This is a genomic window from Mesorhizobium sp. M2A.F.Ca.ET.037.01.1.1, assembly GCF_003998075.1.
Classification (GTDB): domain Bacteria; phylum Pseudomonadota; class Alphaproteobacteria; order Rhizobiales; family Rhizobiaceae; genus Mesorhizobium.
Window position 1 is genome coordinate 1 of sequence record NZ_RZSA01000881.1, and the last position, 2,784, is coordinate 2,784.

Here is a 2,784-nt window from a genome sequence, read left to right on the forward strand (position 1 = left end):
CGGCCACCTTCTCCCCGAGGGGAGAAGAGGTTGGCGCCGGCGCTTACCTGCTCCTCTCCCCACGGGGAGAGGTCGGATTGCCCCGAATTGCTCTTCGCAATTCGGCTGGCAATCCGGGTGAGGGGGAGTTCGTGGCCCGGCGTCAAGTCGCCAAGGTCGCCAGCTCCTCGCTCGTCAGATGCCGTGCCTTGCCTTTGGCAAGCTCGCCGAGCTGAAGACCGCCGATCGCCACGCGAACCAGCCTTAGCACCTCGATATCGAAAGCGCCGAGCAGCCTGCGGATCTGCCGGTTGCGGCCTTCGTCGAGCACGATTTCCAGCCAGGCTGTCCGCCCGCCGCTGCGCAACAATGCAATCGAGCTTGCCGTGAGCAACTCGCCGTCGACGACCGCGCCTTGGCGAAAGCGTTCCAGCATCGCCTCGTCGGGCATGGCCGCGATCTGCACATGATAGGTCTTGGCGACATGCGAGGCGGGGTCGAGCAAACCGCTCGCCCAGCGTGTGTCGTTGCTCATCAACAGCAGCCCTTCGCTTGCCTTGTCGAGCCGGCCTACCGGCGACACGAAGGGCAGGTCGAGCCCTTTAAGGCAGTCATAGACGGTGCCACGGCCTTCGGGATCGTCGCGGGTGGTGACCAGCCCGCGCGGTTTGTTGAGCATCAGATAGACCTTGCGCTCGGCCGCAATGCGCTCGCCGTCGACCGTGATGCTCTCGCGCTCGGGATCGACCCACAGCGCAGGGTCGCGCGCCACCTTGCCGCCCACCCGCACGCGCCCCTTGCCGATCAAAAGCTCAGCCTGCTTGCGCGAGCAGAACCCGAGCTTCGACAGCGCCCGGTTGAGGCTGACCTTCCCGGCGGTGGATCGCCGCGCGGCCTTAGAAGGCTGTCCAAGGGGCTTGCTCGTCATTTGCCCCACAAATGCCATGCGGCGCGGCGCATGCGCAACCTTCGGGTGAAGTAAGATGGATTTTTGGAGACCGGTCGGCGCCGGGAAATCATTGATCCTTCGGCGCGCTCAGCCGCCGGTAGGGGACGCCGTCGAATGTTGCCGTCACGAAGCTCTGGACCGACATCTTGCGCTTGCGCCCGTCGCTGCAGGCATAGAGCGGCCAGCCGGCTTCGCTGCACTCGCTGGCCACGCAGAGGCGGTTCACGCAGGTGCCCGTGGTCAGGCGAAAGCCGCCCTTTCCGGCAAATCCCTGAAGCAGGCTGCCGTCCGCCGAACGCCATGTCCGTTGCTGGAATTCAGGCCGCAGCAGGCGAGGCTCGAGCGGCGCGGCCAAACCGGCCTGGGTTGCGGGACCCGAATATTGAAACCGGTAGCGCGCCATGCCGGTCGTATACGCGGTGACGAGATCGGGTTGCCCCGAATAGGCTGCCGTGAGGTCAGCTCGGTCAAAAAGATGGGACGCACGCGGTTCCGCCCCTGATGATGTCATCAGGGCAGCGATGGCGACAACCGCCAGGCAGACGCGCAACATCCCCATTTCCAGCAGCCATACCCCGTCCGGCGTGCCAGGTTGCCCGGCTGCCTGCGCCTACAATCTTTCCAATCGGATTTTCGCGCAAGCCAAGAGCTGCAACGAATGGCCTCGTTTTGGTCAGCTATTGGCGGCCGGCGGCAGCTCGAACAGATGGGCGCCGTTCTCCCGCCCACGGTCGACATAGCCGATCACGCGGAACCACTTCGCCACGTCCGGCCTGTCCAGCCAGCTGCGCGAATGTATGGGAAGGTTGCCGGCAAGCGCCTGGACATGGCGGATGTGCCGCCTGCAGAAGCGGACCGTCGCGGCGTTGAAGAAATCCTCCCGCGCCGCGAACAGCGTATCTGCGGCATCCGAGTGCTCATGCCAGGCGATGATCGCGACGGCCCTGTCGCCCTCGACAAGCGCGTGCGCCCGGCCTTCCTTCAAATTCATCATCAGATTGTCATAGGCGCTTTTGCTGTCCTTGCCGGCCGCGACATATTCGTCCGACATCCGCTTGGACAGGCCGTGGAACACATCTTCCAGGTCTCCGACCGTCGCCGCGCGTGCTCTCATTTCTCCTCCTGACAGCCCGCTAGCAGTTTGCCTCAGCAAAGGAAGATCACCAAGAAAATAAAATCCTCAACTGGCCTCATGAGCGCAATCGCATTCTGCATGAATGGGTCCGATCCATGACCGCGCTCGCATATAAGCACGGGCTTGAGATTGCATTTCCGCTGTCGGATACTGGAGCTCCCGGGCCGGCCCCATCCACATCGTCTCCAGGCGACCATGATCGAGCTGATTGAAACCCTATACGAGGCGGCCTCCGTTCCGAAGTGGTGGGACGACGGGTTGGCGCAGGCTGAGGTCGACGGGCTCGGTACGCTGCTGCCGCATCCGCCCGTGCCAGCCTTGCAGCCACTGGCGCCGCAATGACCGGTAAGTCGTGTCGAGACGGCGGAGAAAGGCGTATCGTTGAATTCGTCGACGGCCTGCCATAAAAGGCGCAAGTTCTCGACCGGCTTGAGGAATTCCGGACGTGCCCGCGGGCTGTCGGCGAAAGATCGGTCCGGTTGACCACAACGTTTTGGGGGCATGGATTGACGTCGAGCAGGCCCATACTGATCACCGGCGCCGCCGGCTTCATCGGCTTTCACCTCTGCCACCGGCTGCTTGCCGAAGGCCGGCAGGTTGTCGGCCTCGATTCCATGAACGAGTATTACGACGTTGCCCTCAAGCAGGCGCGGCTCGACCGGCTGAAAGGGTTCGCGAATTTTCGCTTCGAGCATGTCGACCTCGCCGACCGCGATGGCGT

5 protein-coding genes are annotated in these 2,784 nt (G+C 63.6%); 2 read left to right on the forward strand and 3 right to left on the reverse strand.

Annotated features, from left to right (window positions below; translation table 11 throughout):
- Positions 1-142 precede the first annotated feature (142 nt).
- The 3 genes from EOA27_RS30650 to EOA27_RS30660 form a co-directional block, all read right to left on the reverse strand.
- Positions 143-907, reverse strand: coding sequence for a pseudouridine synthase (locus EOA27_RS30650; RefSeq protein WP_126079312.1), 765 nt, complete (start codon positions 905-907; stop codon positions 143-145).
- An 88-nt stretch (positions 908-995) separates the two neighbouring features.
- Complete coding sequence (locus tag EOA27_RS30655; RefSeq protein ID WP_245491205.1) at positions 996-1,481, reverse strand: hypothetical protein; 486 nt, start codon at positions 1,479-1,481, stop codon at positions 996-998.
- Positions 1,482-1,601: 120 nt separating this feature from the next.
- Positions 1,602-2,042: a hypothetical protein gene (locus tag EOA27_RS30660; protein WP_126079311.1), complete on the reverse strand. Its 441-nt coding sequence runs from the start codon at positions 2,040-2,042 to the stop codon at positions 1,602-1,604.
- A gap of 216 nt (positions 2,043-2,258) precedes the next feature.
- Between EOA27_RS30660 and EOA27_RS41045 the strand changes: the two genes are divergently transcribed.
- Together EOA27_RS41045 and EOA27_RS30665 are read left to right on the forward strand one after the other, a co-directional pair.
- A complete protein-coding gene (locus EOA27_RS41045) occupies positions 2,259-2,405 on the forward strand; it encodes a hypothetical protein (protein ID WP_189343258.1) in 147 nt (48 codons plus the stop codon).
- A 164-nt stretch (positions 2,406-2,569) separates the two neighbouring features.
- A partial coding sequence (locus EOA27_RS30665) for an NAD-dependent epimerase/dehydratase family protein (RefSeq protein ID WP_189562158.1) occupies positions 2,570-2,784 on the forward strand: 215 nt, incomplete at its 3' end.

Bases quoted from the DNA above. Each gene is read 5' to 3' on its own strand.
- EOA27_RS30650 (WP_126079312.1), bottom strand. From the start codon at position 907: ATGACGAGCAAGCCCCTTGGACAGCCTTCTAAGGCCGCGCGGCGATCC.
- EOA27_RS30655 (WP_245491205.1), bottom strand. From the start codon at position 1,481: ATGTTGCGCGTCTGCCTGGCGGTTGTCGCCATCGCTGCCCTGATGACA.
- EOA27_RS30660 (WP_126079311.1), bottom strand. From the start codon at position 2,042: ATGAGAGCACGCGCGGCGACGGTCGGAGACCTGGAAGATGTGTTCCAC.
- EOA27_RS41045 (WP_189343258.1), top strand. From the start codon at position 2,259: ATGATCGAGCTGATTGAAACCCTATACGAGGCGGCCTCCGTTCCGAAG.